Origin of the sequence: Cellulomonas chitinilytica (assembly GCF_016862675.1) — a bacterium.
Classification (GTDB): Bacteria; Actinomycetota; Actinomycetes; order Actinomycetales; family Cellulomonadaceae; genus Cellulomonas; species Cellulomonas chitinilytica.
This window is the reverse complement of the sequence record NZ_BONK01000001.1, coordinates 239,986-256,744: the sequence shown is the minus strand read 5'-3', so window position 1 is coordinate 256,744 and position 16,759 is coordinate 239,986. Positions and strand designations below refer to the sequence as shown.

The following is a 16,759-nucleotide window of genomic DNA, read 5'->3' as shown; positions in this document are numbered from 1 at the left end:
TCCCGCCGGCGCCCGACGGGCGGGCGCCGGCGGGGGCTGGTCAGCGCCGGCGACCCCGGCCCAGTGCGGTGACGTACCCGGCCCAGAACGCCTCCCGGGCCTGGCGGGCGGCGACGGCCCGGGCACGCTGGACGGCTGCGGCCCGTGCTCGGGCGACGTAGGCCGCGCGGACGCGGGCGACGTACGCCTGGATGTGCTGCTGGGTGTACGGCTCGGTGAACGGTTCCGTGAACGGCTCGGTGAACGGTTCGGTGAAGGGGTTGGCGCCGAGTGCCTCGGTGAACGGCTCGGTGAACGGCTCGGTGAACGGTTCGGTGAAGGGCCCCGTGAACGGCTCGGTGAACGGTTCGGTGAAGGGGTTGGCGCCGAGTGCCTCGGTGAACGGCCCCGTGAAGGGCTCCGTGAAGGGCTCCGTGAACGGCTCCGTGAACGGCTCGGTGAACGGTTCGGTGAACGGGTTGGCGCCGAGTGCCTCGGTGAAGGGCTCCGTGAACGGTTCGGTGAACGGCTCGGTGAAGGGCTCCGTGAAGGGCTCGGTGAACGGTTCGGTGAAGGGGTTGGCGCCGAGTGCCTCGGTGAACGGCTCCGTGAACGGCTCGGTGAACGGCTCGGTGAACGGCTCCGTGAACGGCTCGGTGAACGGGTTGGCGCCCAGCGCCTCGGTGAAGGGCTCCGTGAACGGCTCGGTGAAGGGCTCCGTGAACGGTTCGGTGAACGGCTCGGTGAAGGGCTCGGTGAACGGCTCGATCGACGCCCGGCCGGCGCCACCCGTCGGCCGCCGCCGCACCGTGGTCGGCCGCTGCTGACCCGCACGACCCGCCCCCGCCCCTGCCCCCGCAGTGCCGGTCACGCCGCCCGTCGCACGGGCGGCGGCCCCGTTCCCGGCTGCGCGTGCGCCGGTCCCCGCCCGCCCGGCCGCCGCTGCCCGCCACCCGGCGGCGAACGCGGCGTTCACGGTCGCGGACGAGCCGCCCCACCCGGCGCTGCGCGGGTCGAGGAGGCGGCGGGCGGCCAGGGCGCGTTCGCGCCGGGCCCGGGCGAGTCGGCTCGCGGCCGCGGCGCGGGCGCTGGCGACGGTCGCGACGTCGACCCCGAGGGTGTCGAGCACCGCGGAGATCGGGCTCGCGACGGCGTAGGAGCCGTCGTCCTCCCCGGCCCACAGCAGGGCGACGACGCGGCCGTGCTCGTCGACGACGGCCGACCCGGAGTCGCCCTCGGCGGAGAACGCCTCGGCGCCCTCGTCGGGTTCGATGCGGACCTGGTCGCGCAGCGTCCGCCACCCGGTGCCGGGTCCGAAGTCCACGGAGGTCGTGTAGTCGGTCGACACGACGCGGCCGCTGCGCAGGCCCGTCGTGCGCCCGTACTTGCGGACGACGCCGTCCTCGACGGCGGCGCCGGCGCCGGTCACGGCCCCGATGCCGACGATGCCCGGCACCCACGGCGCGCCGGGTGCGAGGGCGACGACCGCGGCGTCGATCGTGTCGGTCAGGGCGCCGCGGACGAGCGCGCCGACACGGTCGCGGCGGGGGTCTCCGCCGTCGGCGAGCGCGGGCTGGATCCAGGTGCTGCCGGCGTCCTCGAGGCCGTCCCCGGCGGCGACGTGCCAGTTCGTGAGGCCGAGCGCGCGCCCGCTGAGGCGGTCGGTGACGACGACCCCGAGCGTCCCGTTGACGGAGCGCCGCTGCGCGTGGCCGTCGACGGGCACGGTGACCGGGTCGGCCGGTCCGACGCTCAGACCCCCGGCGAGCGGCCGGACGCGGCCGCGCACGACGTCGCGCTCGCCGACGGCCGAGGACGAGCCGAGCAGCCGCACCCGGTGCTCGACGACGTCCGTGGGGACGCCGTCGATGGTCGCCGGGATCCGGTCCTGCTCCGCGAGGTCGCCGTCCGCGAGCTTGCGTTCGACGTGCACGACGATCGCCTGCCGGCCTGTGGGGCGGCCGTCGGACCACTTCTCCCCGATGTCCACGCCGACGACGCCGGCGCGGGCGATGAGGGCGTTCTCGATGTTTCGCTTGGTCGGGCGGATCTGCTCGCGCGTGAGGTCCTGCGGCGTGCGGTCCTGCTCGGTCATGTCGCGTGTCTCCTCGAATCGGTCAGAACGGGTCGTCCGACAGCCTTCCGGCGGCCCCCGGCGCAGGGAAGGACGAAGTCGGGCGGGTGATGGGCAGGAGCGCCCCGGACCTGCCCTGATACACGCTCGTGGAGGAAGTTTTCTGCGAGACGTATCTGGCGGTGGGACCGCGGCTCCTGACGGTCGATCCCGAAGGCGGGGGATCACGCGCGGGTGCGCGAGGACCTGGTCCTGGACGTGCGCCCGAGACGTGGTTCGTCGTTCTTGTCGGGGTTGTTCCGGGCCGCCTACTGTGTCAGTGGCGGCCGCCCGACGAGGCCGCCTGTGAGGGGTCCATGATGAGTGACGACCTGGTGGAGCCGGTGGACACCGCGCTCCGCGGCCAGGGCGAAGGGTTGGCCGACAGGGCCGCCCGAGCCGTGGTCGCCTACCGCGACGGGGACCGGGAGCCCCTCGCAGCGCTGGTGCAGGTGATGACGCCGTTGCTGTGGCACACCGTGCGCGCTCAGGGGGCGGACACGGAGACGGCCCAGGACGTGGTCCAGAACGTGTGGCTCACGCTGGTGCGCGACATCGACTCGATCCGCGACCCGCGCGCGACGCTGCAGTGGATGCTGGTGACCGCGAAGCGGGCCGCCTGGCGTTCCGTGCGCCGGTCCCGCGAGGACCTGGTCCGCCACGAGCAGGACGAGCACGTCACCGACTGGCTCGCGGCTCCGGTCGACGACCGGCCGGACACCGTGGCGGTCCGTTCCGAGCGGGACCAGATCCTGTGGGAGCACGTGTCGTCGCTGCCGGACCGCTGCCGGCGCCTGCTGGGCCTGGTGGCGCTGGTCGACCGGCCGGACTACACCGTGGTGTCGAGGGCGCTCGGCATGCCGGTCGGCAGCATCGGTCCCACGCGTGGCCGGTGCCTCGCCAAGCTGCGCCTCGCCCTCTCCTCCGACCCCGCCTGGAGCGTGTCATGACCACCGACGAGAGCACGCTCGCCCTGGTCGCCGCCGGCGGCCTGGACGTGGACGACCGCGAGATCCTGCGCAGGATCGCCCTGCTGGTCGAGGCCGCGGACCCGGTCCCGGCCGGGCTGGTGGACAGCATCGGCATGGCCCTGACGATCGAGGCCCTGCACGCCGAGCTCGCCGAGCTGCACCTGGTCGGGGAGCCCGAGCTGGCTCGCCGCGCCGACGAGACGAGCATCGAGGCCGGCACGATCACGTTCACGACGGACGTTCTCACGGTGATGATCTCGGTGCACCCGGAGGCGGGCCGTGTCCGGGTCGACGGGTGGGCGGCCCCGGCCGGCGAGCTGTCGGTCGAGCTGCACCAGTCGGGCGACGTGACGACCACGACGTCGGACTCGGACGGCCGGTTCTCGTTCACGGACGTGGAGCACGGGCCGGCGCGGCTCGTCCTGCGACGTCCGTCGGACCCGACGGTGCCGATCGTCACGCCGCAGATCGAGCTCTAGGGCGACATGTCGGACCAGGGCGGCCCGGCGGCGACCGGGCCGCCCTCCTTCGACGTTCTCGTCGAGGCGGTGCAGCGGGCGGAGACGGAGAACGCGGAGGGTCGGCCGACCCGGGCGCGTCGTCGCCTGCGGCCGGTGCTGCGTGAGCTCGCGGCGATGGAGCCGACCCCGGGTGCGGTCCGCCTGCGGGCACGTTCACTGATCGAGCTCGCGAAGGCGGACTTCGAGACGCGAGGCGGTCCGCGTGCGGCGCTGGACGAGCTCGACGCGATGCTCGCCGCGCAGGAGGTCGACCCCCGGCTCCGCTGGCGCGGCCTCGAGCCCGCCGTCGCGGGCCTGCGGGGTCTGCTGGCGCTGCGTGCGGGCCGGCACGACGAGGCGCTGCGCTGGCTCGACGAGGCGGTCGCGTCGATCGACGAGGCCGAGCCGATCGACGGCTGCCGGAGCCTGCTGAACCGCGGGGTGCTGCACTCGGAGCTGCACCACGTGGCGCAGTCGCGTGCCGACTACGCCGAGTGCGCGCGCCGCTCCCGGCAGGCGGGGTTCGCGCGGCTGACGTTCAAGGCGGAGCACAACCTCGGCTACCTGGCGTTCGTCGAGGGCAAGCTGCCGGACGCGCTGGCGCGGATGGAGGTCGCGGCCCGCACGCTGCCGGGGCCGCCGCACCCGATCCAGATGCTCGACCGGGCGCGGGTGCTGCTGGAGGCGGGACTCGTGGGTGTGGCGGACACGACGTTCGCGGAGGCGGCGGCGCTGTTCGAGGCGCAGCACCTGCCCCGGGACGTGGCGGAGTGCGAGCTGGGCCGCGCGGAGTGCGCGATGCTGCGCGGCGACGTGTCGGCGGCGCGCCGGTTCGTCGCGTCGTCGGAGCGCCGGTTCCGCCGTCGCGGCGACGAGGCGTGGGTGGTGCGCACGTCCCTGCTCGCGCTGCAGGCGGACGCGGTCACGTACGCGAGCGCGCACGACGACGACCCGCGCACGCGTGTGCTGTGGGCGGGCCTGTCCCGTCGGGCGGCGAAGCTGGAGCGGATGTGCCGGGCGACCGGCCGGACCGTCTGGGAGGGGGCCGCGGCGTACGTGCGCATCGAGGCGGACCTGTGCCGCGGTGCGCTGGACGACCCGGCGGCGGTGCTCGAGGAGCTGGGCACGGTGCGAGGGAGCGACCCGGTGACGGTGCGGCTGCACGGCCGGTGGATCCGCGCGATGCTCGCGCTGGCGGCGGGGGACCGGCCGCGGGCCGGCCGCTACGTCCGTGCGGGTCAGCGGGACCTGGCGCTGCACCGCTCGCGGTTCGGGTCGCTCGACCTGCGCACGGCGGGCGCGGTGCACGGCCGTGCGCTCGCGGACCTGGACGTCCGCCTGGCGCTGGCCGTCGACCGCCCGTCGGCGGTGCTCGACGCTGCGGAGCGTGCCCGTGCGGTGATCGGCGGCACCCCGCGGGTCAACCCGCCGGACGACCCGACGTCGGCCGAGCTGCTCACGCAGCTGAGGCGGCTGATCGACGAGAACCGGGGCGTGCCGCAGCGGGCGGGCGCGGACCCGCAGCGGATCCGGATGATCCGTGAGGCGCAGCGGCTCAAGCACGAGATCCTGGCCCGGTCCTGGCACGAGCGCGGGCGGGTGGGCGACGACCGGCCGGGTCGCGCGGTCGAGGTCCGGCGGATGCTCGAGCAGCGCCCGGGCAGCACGGTGCTCGACGTGCTGATCCACCGTGGGCAGGTCCTCGCGGTGGAGATGGGCCACGGCCGCAGCACGGTGCACCACCTGGGGGACTCGTCGGCGGTGGCGGAGCTGGTCCGCCGGGTGCACGCCGACCTCGAGGTCACGTCGAACACGCTCGTGCCGGCGGACCTGCGGGAGGTCGCCCGCCGGTCGCTGCTGCACGGCATGACGGACCTGGAGAAGCGTCTCGCGCCCGCGCTGGGCGCTCCGGGCGAGCTCGTCGTCGTCGCGACGGGCTGGCTCGGCGTCCTGCCGTGGTCGATGCTCTCGTCCCGGCTGGGCCGCCCGACGGTCGTCGCGCCGTCGGTGCACCACTGGATGACGTTCGCGGGCTCGGCGCCGCAGACGCCGGTGCGGGTGACCGCGGCCGCGGGTCCGGGGCTGCGGCACGCCGACGCGGAGGCCCGCGAGATCGCGGCCCTGTGGTCGGGGGGCGAGGCCGTCGTCGGCGACGACGCGACGGTGGCCCGGATGATCGAGGTGCTCGGCTCGCCGGGCGTGGTGCACCTGGCCGCGCACGGTCGGCACGAGCCGGACAACCCGTTGTTCTCGTCGGTCCGGATGGCCGACGGCCCGCTGTTCGCGCACGAGCTGGACGCGGGGGGCCAGACGCCCGACCTCGTGGTGCTGTCGAGCTGCGAGGTCGGTCGGGCGAGCATCCGGGCCGGCGGGGAGGCGCTCGGCATGGCCAGCGTGCTGCTCCGGCGCGGGGTCGGCTGCGTGGTGGCCGCGGTCGCTCCGCTGCCCGACGACACCGCGATGCGGGTCATGACGCGCACGCACGCGCTGCTGCGCTCCGGACGGCCGGTCGCGGAGGCCGTGGCGACGGCGGTGGCGGAGGACGCGCAGGTCACCGGGGTCGTGGCGCCGCTGATGTGCTTCGGCGCCCCCGTGTGACCGCCGGGCCGGACGACGCCGGATTTGGTCCGCCACGTCGGGTGCCGTAGTCTCGTGGGGCCCAAGACCGCCGGTCGTCGGAGTCACCCCGTGTGAGTCCGCCCGAAGTCCCGCAGCAGCGGAGGCCAGCGCAGGTGAGTGTTCCCGGACGGACCGGCATGCCGTGTCCTGAAGTCGAGCCCCGCGCCTGCGCGGGGCTCTTGTCATTTCTGATGACGTCTCTGCGGGCCTGACGACCGGTGGCACCACCATCGGAAGGATTGCCATGGCGAGGCCGGACAAGGCAGCCGCTGTCGCAGAGCTCACGGACCTGTTCCGTGAGTCGAACGCGGCCGTGCTGACCGAGTACCGCGGGCTCACCGTCGCGCAGCTCAAGCGGCTGCGCAAGGCGCTCGGCGGTAACGCAACCTACGCCGTGGTGAAGAACACGCTGACCGCGATCGCGGCCAAGGACGCCGGACTGACTGGCCTCGACGACGCGCTCGCGGGCCCGTCGGCGATCGCCTTCGTCACCGGCGACCCGGTCGAGGCCGCGAAGGGTCTGCGTGACTTCGCCAAGGCGAACCCCGCACTGGTCATCAAGGGGGGCGTCCTCGACGGCCGCACCCTGACCGCTGCGGACGTCACCAAGCTCGCGGACCTCGAGTCCCGCGAGGTGCTGCTGGCCAAGGCGGCCGGCGCGATGAAGGCCAAGCTCTACCAGGCTGCGTACGTCTTCACCGCGAACACCGCCCAGGCCGCCCGTGTCATCGATGCCCTGCGCCAGAAGCAGGAATCGGAAGGCGCAGCCGCCTGACCCTGTCCTGACGGGCAGCCAGTCGACGCGCACAACCCACACCCTGCTCCGGCGCTGGGGGACGACCCCCGCCGGGCACCAACGAAAGGAACGCCGATCATGGCGAAGCTCAGCACCGACGAGCTCATCGAGCAGTTCAAGGGCCTCACCCTCATCGAGCTCTCCGAGTTCGTGAAGGCGTTCGAGGACGTCTTCGAGGTCACCGCCGCCGCTCCCGTCGCCGTCGCGGCCCCCGCCGCCGGTGGCGCGGGCGCCGAGGTCGAGGCCGAGGAGGAGAAGGACTCGTTCGACGTCGTCCTCGAGGCCGCTGGTGACAAGAAGATCCAGGTCATCAAGGAGGTGCGCGCGCTCACCTCGCTCGGCCTCAAGGAGGCCAAGGACCTCGTGGACGAGGCCCCCAAGGCCGTCCTGGAGGGCGTGAACAAGGAGGCGGCCGAGAAGGCGAAGGCCGCTCTCGAGGGCGCCGGCGCCACGGTCACCCTCAAGTGATCCGACCTCCGGCGCGGTCCTGACCGCCGCCGGAGGGACTGCTCGACGCGCGAAGGCCCGCATCCCGACAGGGGTGCGGGCCTTCGTCGTCGGCGGGTGTCCGCGCAGGTGGGGAGGGGTGACGGCGTGCCGCCGGCGCTGCACGGGTGGCGGGCGTCGGGGGCCGGACTTTCACAGGAGGCGTGACGTGTGCCACCATGGCGCCCGGCGACAACGTGGTCGCCCGTCGGGCGTCACCGTCCGGTCGAGCCGGGCGTCCGGGCCGGGGAACCCACCTGCGGGGGTTCTTCGAGCGAAGGGCGTCGTCACCGGGTAGACGTTCGTGCCCCGGGCGGGTATGCTAGCGCTTTGCGCTGGCCTGTGCCCGCGATCCCGTATAACCCGAGCAGTGGACGTCGTACGTGCGCGACGTCCCTGGCTCAGAGGCCGGGGGGTCGCGCTTAGCCGGGCCGGTTGCAGCGTGCACTCGATCCGCAGGGAAGGACCCCTCTTGGCTGCCTCGCGCACCCCTTCTGCACCCTCCGCCGACGCCATCGCGAACCGCACCGCCTCTCGCCGCATCTCCTTCGCCAAGATCCACGAGCCCCTCGAGGTCCCCGACCTGCTCGGTCTGCAGACCGAGAGCTTCGACTGGCTGCTCGGGAACGAGCGCTGGCAGGGTCGCGTCGCGAAGGCCCTCGAGGCCGGTCGCCAGGACGTCCCGGAGACCGCTGGTCTCGAGGAGATCTTCGAGGAGATCTCCCCGATCGAGGACTTCGGCGGCTCCATGTCGCTCTCCTTCCGCGAGCACCGCTTCGAGCCGCCGAAGTACACGGCCGAGGAGTGCAAGGAGAAGGACTTCACGTTCGCCGCGCCGCTGTTCGTCACGGCCGAGTTCGTCAACTACACGACCGGTGAGATCAAGAGCCAGACGGTCTTCATGGGCGACTTCCCGCTCATGACGGAGCGCGGCACGTTCATCATCAACGGCACCGAGCGCGTCGTCGTCAGCCAGCTCGTCCGCAGCCCCGGCGTCTACTTCGAGCGCATCGCCGACAAGACGTCCGACAAGGACATCCTCACGGCCAAGGTCATCCCGAGCCGTGGCGCGTGGCTCGAGTTCGAGATCGACAAGCGCGACAACGTCGGCGTCCGCGTCGACCGCAAGCGCAAGCAGAACGCCACGGTGCTGCTCAAGGCGCTCGGCATGACGGAGTCGGAGATCCGCGAGGAGTTCGCGGCGTACCCGGCCGTCATCGACACCCTCGAGAAGGACCACGTCCAGACGCAGGACGAGGCGCTGCTCGACCTCTACCGCAAGATCCGCCCGGGCGAGCCGCCCACGGTCGAGGCCGGCCGCGCGCTGATCGAGAACTTCTACTTCAACCCGAAGCGCTACGACCTCGCGAAGGTCGGCCGCTACAAGCTGAACAAGAAGCTCGGCCTGGACGTCCCGCTCGCGGACTCGGTGCTGTCCAAGGACGACGTCGTCGCGACGATCAAGTACCTCGCGTCGCTGCACATCGACCTGCCGACCCTGCCCGGCACGCGCGCCGGCGAGGCGGTCGAGATCCGCGTCGAGACCGACGACATCGACCACTTCGGCAACCGTCGCATCCGCGCGGTCGGCGAGCTCATCCAGAACCAGGTCCGCACGGGCCTGTCCCGGATGGAGCGCGTCGTGCGCGAGCGCATGACGACGCAGGACGTCGAGGCCATCACGCCGCAGACGCTCATCAACATCCGTCCCGTCGTCGCCTCCATCAAGGAGTTCTTCGGGACGAGCCAGCTGTCGCAGTTCATGGACCAGAACAACCCGCTCGCGGGCCTGACGCACAAGCGGCGTCTGTCGGCCCTCGGCCCGGGTGGTCTGTCCCGCGACCGCGCCGGCATGGAGGTCCGTGACGTCCACCCGTCGCACTACGGCCGCATGTGCCCGATCGAGACCCCTGAGGGCCCGAACATCGGTCTGATCGGCTCGCTCGCGACGTACGGGCGGATCAACCCGTTCGGCTTCGTCGAGACCCCGTACCGCAAGGTCGAGGCCGGCCGCGTCACGGACGAGGTCCACTACCTCACGGCCGACGACGAGGACCGCCACGTCATCGCCCAGGCCAACGCGCCGCTCAAGGCGAACGGCGTCTTCGAGGAGGACCGCGTCCTGGTCCGCGTCAAGGGCGGCGAGATCGAGTACGTCGCCGGCGAGAACGTCGACTACATGGACGTCTCCCCGCGCCAGATGGTGTCCGTCGCGACGGCCCTCATCCCGTTCCTCGAGCACGACGACGCGAACCGTGCCCTCATGGGCGCGAACATGCAGCGCCAGGCCGTGCCGCTGGTCCGCTCCGAGGCGCCGCTCGTCGGCACCGGCATGGAGCGCCGTGCGGCCGTCGACGCGGGCGACGTCATCGTCGCGTCGAAGCCGGGTGTCGTCACCGAGGTGTCGGCGGACCTGATCACGGTCGCGAACGACGACGCCACGACGACGACGTACCGCGTCGCGAAGTTCCGTCGCTCGAACCAGGGCACGTCCTACAACCAGCGCGTGCTGGTCGACCAGGGCGCGCGCGTCGAGGTCGGCTCGGTGCTCGCCGACGGCCCGGCGACGGACGAGGGCGAGCTCGCGCTCGGCCGCAACCTGCTCGTCGCGTTCATGTCGTGGGAGGGCCACAACTACGAGGACGCGATCATCCTGTCGCAGCGCCTCGTGCAGGACGACGTCCTGTCCTCGATCCACATCGAGGAGCACGAGGTCGACGCCCGCGACACGAAGCTCGGCCCCGAGGAGATCACGCGGGACATCCCGAACGTCTCCGAGGAGGTCCTCGCGGACCTCGACGAGCGCGGCATCATCCGCATCGGTGCCGAGGTCGCGGCGGGCGACATCCTCGTCGGCAAGGTCACCCCGAAGGGCGAGACCGAGCTGACCCCCGAGGAGCGCCTGCTCCGCGCGATCTTCGGCGAGAAGGCGCGCGAGGTCCGCGACACGTCGCTCAAGGTGCCCCACGGCGAGTCCGGCACGGTCATCGAGGTCCGCACGTTCAGCCGGGACGACGGCGACGAGCTGCCCGCCGGTGTCAACGAGCTGGTCCGCGTGTACATCGCGCAGCGCCGCAAGATCACCGACGGTGACAAGCTCGCCGGCCGTCACGGCAACAAGGGCGTCATCTCGAAGATCCTCCCGGTCGAGGACATGCCGTTCCTCGCGGACGGCACGCCGGTCGACGTCGTGCTCAACCCGCTGGGTGTGCCCGGTCGAATGAACGTCGGGCAGGTCCTCGAGACGCACCTCGGGTGGGTCGCGAAGCAGGGCTGGGACATCTCGCTCGCCGAGGGCGACGTGTCGTGGCGCGACGGCGTCCCGGCGATCGCCGCGTCCTCGCCGGCCGGCAACCCGGTCGCGACGCCCGTGTTCGACGGTGTGCCGGAGGAGACCCTCACCGGTCTGCTGGGCAGCACGCTGCTCAACCGCGACGGCGTCCGCACGGTCGGCGGCGACGGCAAGGGCCGCCTGTTCGACGGGCGTTCCGGCGAGCCGTTCCCGGACCCGGTGGCGGTCGGCTACATGTACATCCTCAAGCTGCACCACCTGGTCGACGACAAGATCCACGCCCGTTCGACCGGCCCGTACTCGATGATCACGCAGCAGCCGCTGGGTGGTAAGGCGCAGTTCGGTGGCCAGCGGTTCGGCGAGATGGAGGTGTGGGCCCTCGAGGCGTACGGCGCTGCCTACACGCTGCAGGAGCTCCTCACCATCAAGTCGGACGACGTGCCGGGCCGCGTCAAGGTGTACGAGGCGATCGTCAAGGGCGAGAACATCCCCGACTCGGGCATCCCGGAGTCGTTCAAGGTCCTGCTCAAGGAGATGCAGTCGCTCTGCCTGAACGTCGAGGTGCTGTCCTCGGACGGCGTCTCCATCGACATGAAGGAGAACGACGACGAGGTCTACCGCGCCGCGGAGGAGCTCGGCATCGACCTGTCGCGTCGCCCCAACGCCAGCAGCATCGAAGAGATCTGACGTCGAGCCCCGGTCCGGCTGCCGTGAGGAGGCCGGACCGGGTGCCCGCACCCTTTAGCAACATTTCCGTCCGCCGGGGACCTGTCACAGAGCAGGCCGGCAAGCGAAGGAAGTAGGACCCCCCTTGCTCGACGTCAACGTCTTCGACGAGCTTCGTATCGGCCTCGCCACGGCCGACGACATCCGTGCCTGGTCGCACGGTGAGGTGAAGAAGCCCGAGACCATCAACTACCGGACCCTGAAGCCGGAGAAGGATGGCCTGTTCTGCGAGAAGATCTTCGGTCCCACCCGGGACTGGGAGTGCTACTGCGGCAAGTACAAGCGCGTCCGCTTCAAGGGCATCATCTGCGAGCGCTGCGGTGTCGAGGTCACGCGCTCCAAGGTGCGTCGTGAGCGCATGGGCCACATCGAGCTCGCCGCTCCGGTCACCCACATCTGGTTCTTCAAGGGCGTCCCGTCGCGCCTCGGCTACCTGCTCGACCTGGCCCCGAAGGACCTCGAGAAGGTCATCTACTTCGCGGCCTACATGATCACGTGGGTCGACGTGGACGGTCGCCAGGAGGACCTCCCGAACCTCCAGAACGAGATCGACCTGGAGAAGAAGGAGATCTCGGACCGCCGCGACAACGACATCAACACCCGCGCGCAGAAGCTCGAGGCCGACCTGGCCGAGCTCGAGGCCGAGGGTGCCAAGGCCGACGCGCGCCGCAAGGTCCGCGACTCGGCCGAGCGTGAGATGGCGCAGATCCGCAAGCGCGCGGACCTGGACCTCGAGCGTCTCGAGAACGTGTGGGACCGGTTCAAGAACCTGAAGGTCGCGGACCTCGAGGGTGACGAGCTGCTCTACCGCCAGCTGCAGGACCGCTACGGCAACTACTTCGAGGGCTCGATGGGCGCCGCGGCGATCCAGAAGCGCCTCGAGGCGTTCGACCTGGAGGCGGAGTCGGAGAACCTGCGCGAGATCATCAAGACGGGCAAGGGCCAGCGCAAGACGCGTGCCCTCAAGCGTCTGAAGGTCGTCAACGCGTTCCTCACGACGAGCAACTCGCCGACCGGCATGGTGCTCGACGCCGTCCCGGTGATCCCGCCGGACCTGCGTCCGATGGTCCAGCTCGACGGTGGCCGCTTCGCCACCTCCGACCTGAACGACCTGTACCGCCGCGTCATCAACCGGAACAACCGCCTCAAGCGGCTGCTCGACCTCGGCGCGCCCGAGATCATCGTCAACAACGAGAAGCGGATGCTCCAGGAGGCCGTCGACTCGCTGTTCGACAACGGCCGCCGCGGTCGTCCGGTGACGGGTCCGGGCAACCGCCCGCTCAAGTCCATCTCGGACATGCTCAAGGGCAAGCAGGGCCGGTTCCGCCAGAACCTGCTCGGCAAGCGCGTCGACTACTCGGGCCGTTCGGTCATCGTCGTCGGCCCGCAGCTCAAGCTGCACCAGTGCGGTCTGCCCAAGCAGATGGCGCTCGAGCTGTTCAAGCCGTTCGTGATGAAGCGCCTCGTGGACCTGAACCACGCGCAGAACATCAAGTCGGCCAAGCGCATGGTCGAGCGCGCGCGCCCGGTCGTGTGGGATGTGCTCGAGGAGGTCATCACCGAGCACCCGGTGCTGCTGAACCGTGCGCCCACGCTGCACCGTCTGGGCATCCAGGCGTTCGAGCCGCAGCTCGTCGAGGGCAAGGCGATCCACCTGCACCCGCTCGTCTGCGCCGCGTTCAACGCGGACTTCGACGGTGACCAGATGGCCGTCCACCTGCCCCTGAGCGCGGAGGCGCAGGCCGAGGCCCGCATCCTCATGCTCTCGAGCAACAACATCCTCAAGCCGTCGGACGGCCGTCCGGTGACCATGCCCTCGCAGGACATGATCATCGGCCTGTTCCACCTGACGTCGGACCGGCTCGAGGGTGCCGAGGGCGCAGGCCGGTCGTTCAGCTCGGTGTCCGAGGCGATCATGGCGTTCGACCAGGGCAGCCTGGACCTCAACGCCGTCGTCAAGATCCGCTTCGACGACCTGGTCCTGGCCGAGGCCGACGCGCCCGAGGGCTGGACCGAGGGCGACACGCTGATCTTCGAGACGACCCTGGGTCGTGCGCTGTTCAACGAGCTGCTGCCCGTCGACTACCCGTACGAGAACGGCGTCGTCGACAAGAAGCGTCTCTCGGTCATCGTCAACGACCTCGCCGAGCGCTACCCGAAGGTCGCCGTCGCGGCGTCCCTCGACGCGCTCAAGGAGGCCGGCTTCCGGTGGGCCACGCGTTCCGGCGTGACCATCTCGATCTCCGACGTCGCGACCCCGGCCGCGAAGAAGGGGATCCTCGAGGAGCACGAGGGTCGCGCGGCGAAGGTGCAGGGCCAGTACGAGAAGGGCCTCATCACCGACGACGAGCGTCGCCAGGAGCTCATCGAGATCTGGACGCAGGCCACCGACAAGGTCGCCAAGGCGATGCAGGAGAACTTCCCTGCGCGCAACACCGTCTACCGCATGGTCGGCTCCGGTGCCCGTGGTAACTGGATGCAGGTCCGGCAGATCGCCGGTATGCGTGGTCTGGTCGCCAACCCGAAGGGCGAGATCATCCCTCGTCCGATCAAGGCGAACTACCGCGAGGGCCTGTCCGTCCTCGAGTACTTCATCGCGACGCACGGTGCCCGCAAGGGTCTGGCGGACACCGCTCTGCGGACCGCCGACTCGGGCTACCTGACCCGTCGTCTGGTGGACGTCTCGCAGGACGTCATCGTCCGCGAGGACGACTGCGGCACCGAGCGTGGCCTGACGATGCCGATCGGCGTCCCGACGGCCGACGGCACGCTGCGTCGCCACGACAAGGTCGAGACCAGCGTCTTCTCGCGGACCCTCGCGACGGACGCCGAGATCGACGGCGAGGTCATCGGCCGCTCGGGCGACGACATCGGCGACGTGCTGCTCGACCGTCTCCTCGAGGCGGGCGTCACGGAGCTCAAGGTCCGCTCGGTCCTCACGTGCGAGTCGCGCGTCGGCACCTGCGCCCGTTGCTACGGCCGCTCGCTGGCCACCGGCAAGCTCGTCGACATCGGCGAGGCCGTCGGCATCATCGCGGCCCAGTCGATCGGTGAGCCCGGCACGCAGCTGACGATGCGTACCTTCCACACCGGTGGTGTGGCGTCGGCCGACGACATCACGCAGGGTCTGCCGCGTGTCCAGGAGCTCTTCGAGGCCCGTACCCCCAAGGGTGAGGCGCCGATCGCGGAGTTCAGCGGCCGGATCGTCATCGAGGAGGGTGACCGTTCGCGGCGCATCGTCCTGACGCCGGACGACGGCTCGGAGGAGATCGCCTACCCGATCACCAAGCGGTCGCGTCTGCTCGTCTCCGACGGCGACCACGTCCAGGTCGGCACCCAGCTCGTCCAGGGCGCCGTCGACCCGAAGAAGGTGCTGCGCATCCTCGGCCCGCGGGCCACGCAGAAGCACCTGGTCGACGAGGTGCAGGAGGTCTACCGCTCCCAGGGCGTGGACATCCACGACAAGCACATCGAGGTCATCGTGCGGCAGATGCTGCGCCGCGTGACGGTCCTCGACTCCGGCACCACGGACCTGCTGCCCGGCGAGCTCGCCGAGCGTGGCCGGTTCGAGGACGCCAACCGCGGTGCGATGTCCGAGGGCGGCCAGCCGGCCTCGGGTCGTCCGGAGCTCATGGGCATCACGAAGGCGTCGCTCGCGACGGACTCGTGGCTCTCGGCGGCCTCCTTCCAGGAGACCACCCGGGTGCTCACCGAGGCCGCGATGTCGGGTCGGTCCGACCCGCTGCTCGGCCTCAAGGAGAACGTCATCCTCGGCAAGCTCATCCCCGCCGGGACGGGCCTGCCGCGCTACGGCAACATCGCCGTGGAGCCGACGGAGGAGGCGAAGGCTGAGCTGTACCCGACCTTCGGCTACGACGAGATCGACTTCCCCGCCCTGGGCCTCGGCTCGGGCGAGGCGATCCCGCTCGAGGACATCGACTTCGGCGACTACCGCTGACGTCACCTGCCTCACCGACCCGAGGGGGTCCACCGTCATGGTGGGCCCCCTCGGGCGTGGGGGCCTGGTTGCCCGGCGCTGCGCTGAGCAGCGTGTGCACCGTCTCTTTGACGGTGCTACGGGGCGCCAGGTAACGTAGGACACCGTGCCCGCGCCGTCGGGCTCTCGCGCATGCACTCGGAAGTGGTTCCCCGGTGGGGGAGCGCGCCGAGCGTGCCAGGTGGTCCCCCATCCACTGCGCAGCCTTCCGTCTCAGGTCATGCTGGACGGAGAGCGCCGCAGAAGACCGGGGCGACACGCCCGGGCGCGGGGGTCGGTTCGGGACTCAAGTGAAGCGAGGCAGTCGCGCGACGGGCGACGATCCTCCACCATGCCGGCCGTCCAGGGTGACGGGGTCCGGTCGACCAGAGCTCATCCAACAGACGGAGACGTAGTGCCTACGATCCAGCAGCTGGTCCGCAAGGGCCGGCAGGCGAAGACGAACAAGTCGAAGACGCCTGCCCTCAAGGGCAGCCCCCAGCGACGCGGTGTGTGCACCCGCGTCTACACCACGACCCCGAAGAAGCCGAACTCGGCCCTCCGCAAGGTGGCCCGCGTGCGTCTCTCGAGCCAGGTCGAGGTCACCGCGTACATCCCCGGTGTCGGCCACAACCTGCAGGAGCACTCGATCGTGCTCGTGCGCGGCGGTCGTGTGAAGGACCTCCCGGGTGTCCGGTACAAGATCGTCCGCGGCGCTCTCGACACGCAGGGCGTCAAGAACCGCAAGCAGGCGCGCAGCCGCTACGGCGCGAAGAAGGTGGGCTGATGCCTCGCAAGGGTCCGGCCCCGAAGCGGCCGCTCATCGTCGACCCCGTCTACGGGTCCCCGGTCGTCACGCAGCTGATCAACAAGGTCCTGCTCGACGGCAAGAAGTCCGTCGCCGAGGCGATCGTCTACGGCGCCCTCGAGGGCGTCCGTGAGAAGACGCAGGGCGACCCGGTCGTCGTGCTCAAGCGCGCGCTGGACAACGTCCGCCCGTCGCTCGAGGTGCGTTCGCGCCGCGTCGGTGGTGCGACCTACCAGGTCCCCGTCGAGGTGCGCCCGGTCCGCCAGACCACGCTCGCGCTGCGCTGGCTCACCGACTACTCGCGCGCCCGTCGTGAGAAGACGATGACCGAGCGCCTGATGAACGAGATCCTCGACGCCTCCAACGGCCTGGGCGCCGCCGTGAAGCGTCGCGAGGACATGCACAAGATGGCCGAGTCGAACAAGGCCTTCGCGCACTACCGCTGGTAATCACCGGCCGGCCGCTGCCGGCCCGCGGACCCGCCCCAGGGCGG

General features: G+C 71.2%; 10 protein-coding genes. 9 read left to right on the top strand and 1 reads right to left on the bottom strand.

The features are described 5' to 3' along the window. Nucleotides 1-40 precede the first annotated feature (40 nt). Nucleotides 41-2,074: a chymotrypsin family serine protease gene (locus tag Cch01nite_RS01220; protein WP_203747525.1), complete on the bottom strand. Its 2,034-nt coding sequence runs from the start codon at nucleotides 2,072-2,074 to the stop codon at nucleotides 41-43. 338 nt (nucleotides 2,075-2,412) lie between these two features. Between Cch01nite_RS01220 and Cch01nite_RS01215 the strand changes: the two genes are divergently transcribed. The 9 genes from Cch01nite_RS01215 (at nucleotide 2,413) to rpsG (ending at nucleotide 16,715) form a co-directional block, all read left to right on the top strand. After that, nucleotides 2,413-3,042, top strand: coding sequence for an RNA polymerase sigma factor (locus Cch01nite_RS01215; RefSeq protein ID WP_239069711.1), 630 nt, complete (start codon nucleotides 2,413-2,415; stop codon nucleotides 3,040-3,042). Then, nucleotides 3,039-3,542: a carboxypeptidase regulatory-like domain-containing protein gene (locus Cch01nite_RS01210; RefSeq protein ID WP_203747519.1), complete on the top strand. Its 504-nt coding sequence runs from the start codon at nucleotides 3,039-3,041 to the stop codon at nucleotides 3,540-3,542. Before Cch01nite_RS01215 ends, Cch01nite_RS01210 begins: the two co-directional genes overlap by 4 nt. Nucleotides 3,543-3,548: 6 nt before the next feature. Then, nucleotides 3,549-6,161, top strand: a complete 2,613-nt coding sequence (locus Cch01nite_RS01205) for a CHAT domain-containing protein (protein WP_203747516.1) — start codon at nucleotides 3,549-3,551, stop codon at nucleotides 6,159-6,161. Nucleotides 6,162-6,426: 265 nt separating this feature from the next. Further along, complete coding sequence (gene rplJ / locus Cch01nite_RS01200) at nucleotides 6,427-6,957, top strand: 50S ribosomal protein L10 (RefSeq protein WP_203747513.1); 531 nt, start codon at nucleotides 6,427-6,429, stop codon at nucleotides 6,955-6,957. A 99-nt stretch (nucleotides 6,958-7,056) separates the two neighbouring features. Further along, nucleotides 7,057-7,446, top strand: coding sequence for a 50S ribosomal protein L7/L12 (gene rplL, locus Cch01nite_RS01195; RefSeq protein WP_203747510.1), 390 nt, complete (start codon nucleotides 7,057-7,059; stop codon nucleotides 7,444-7,446). Between the two features lie 490 nt (nucleotides 7,447-7,936). Further along, nucleotides 7,937-11,443, top strand: a complete 3,507-nt coding sequence (gene rpoB / locus Cch01nite_RS01190; RefSeq protein ID WP_203747508.1) for a DNA-directed RNA polymerase subunit beta — start codon at nucleotides 7,937-7,939, stop codon at nucleotides 11,441-11,443. 124 nt (nucleotides 11,444-11,567) lie between these two features. After that, nucleotides 11,568-15,440: a DNA-directed RNA polymerase subunit beta' gene (locus Cch01nite_RS01185; protein ID WP_203747506.1), complete on the top strand. Its 3,873-nt coding sequence runs from the start codon at nucleotides 11,568-11,570 to the stop codon at nucleotides 15,438-15,440. 433 nt (nucleotides 15,441-15,873) lie between these two features. Further along, entirely contained in the window at nucleotides 15,874-16,245 is a 372-nt protein-coding gene (rpsL, locus tag Cch01nite_RS01180; RefSeq protein ID WP_013770160.1) for a 30S ribosomal protein S12, read from the top strand. Next, a complete protein-coding gene (rpsG, locus tag Cch01nite_RS01175; RefSeq protein ID WP_203747503.1) occupies nucleotides 16,245-16,715 on the top strand; it encodes a 30S ribosomal protein S7 in 471 nt (156 codons plus the stop codon). The genes rpsL and rpsG overlap by 1 nt, the downstream gene beginning before the upstream one ends. The last annotated feature ends 44 nt before the right edge of the window (nucleotides 16,716-16,759 follow it).

Coding starts and splice junctions, on each gene's coding strand:
- Cch01nite_RS01220 (WP_203747525.1), bottom strand. CDS start 2,074: ATGACCGAGCAGGACCGCACGCCGCAGGACCTCACGCGCGAGCAGATC.
- Cch01nite_RS01215 (WP_239069711.1), top strand. CDS start 2,413: ATGAGTGACGACCTGGTGGAGCCGGTGGACACCGCGCTCCGCGGCCAG.
- Cch01nite_RS01210 (WP_203747519.1), top strand. CDS start 3,039: ATGACCACCGACGAGAGCACGCTCGCCCTGGTCGCCGCCGGCGGCCTG.
- Cch01nite_RS01205 (WP_203747516.1), top strand. CDS start 3,549: ATGTCGGACCAGGGCGGCCCGGCGGCGACCGGGCCGCCCTCCTTCGAC.
- rplJ (WP_203747513.1), top strand. CDS start 6,427: ATGGCGAGGCCGGACAAGGCAGCCGCTGTCGCAGAGCTCACGGACCTG.
- rplL (WP_203747510.1), top strand. CDS start 7,057: ATGGCGAAGCTCAGCACCGACGAGCTCATCGAGCAGTTCAAGGGCCTC.
- rpsG (WP_203747503.1), top strand. CDS start 16,245: ATGCCTCGCAAGGGTCCGGCCCCGAAGCGGCCGCTCATCGTCGACCCC.